The organism is Methanobrevibacter oralis (assembly GCF_001639275.1).
Classification (GTDB): domain Archaea; phylum Methanobacteriota; class Methanobacteria; order Methanobacteriales; family Methanobacteriaceae; genus Methanocatella; species Methanocatella oralis.
Window position 1 is genome coordinate 1 of the sequence record NZ_LWMU01000038.1, and the last position, 563, is coordinate 563.

A 563-nucleotide genomic window follows, 5' to 3' on the forward strand; every position below is an offset into this window, starting at 1 on the left:
CTTTATTTACAAGTGTATAAATAAGTATTTTAAGATATTCTCCAACATACTCACCACTAATACTATTTCTTAATAATTTAAGACTATCATCACGTATACCATCTAATGCATTACCAAAATATCTTTCAGTACATAATCCATAAAAACCTCCAGTTACTGTATAATATGTATAATTATAGTTTTTAATAGTTTCTAGTCTTTCATTTAATAAATTACTTACAACATCACTTGAATCAATACTACAATTGTTTAATGTAACATTATTAATTGCATATATTGAATTTCCTTCTTTATTAGCAGAGTTGTTTCTAAATGTAGAATTAATAACAGTTGAATTAATTACATAAACAGCACCACCAAAGATTGCAGAATTATCTTCAAATAATGAATTAATTATTGTAGCATTAGATACACTAATTGCACCACCATAAATCATAGCAGAATTCTTTTTAAAAACAGAATTAGAAATAGTATTATTTTTTAAATCCATACCAAAATCATCAATTGCCCCACCACCATACTTAATAGCAGAATTACGAATAAAAAGACAATCATCAACTAAA

General features: G+C 25.0%; 1 pseudogene. It reads right to left on the minus strand.

The window, feature by feature from the left end:
* Nucleotides 1-563 (minus strand): annotated as a pseudogene (locus MBORA_RS10770) (hypothetical protein); the annotation flags it as partial.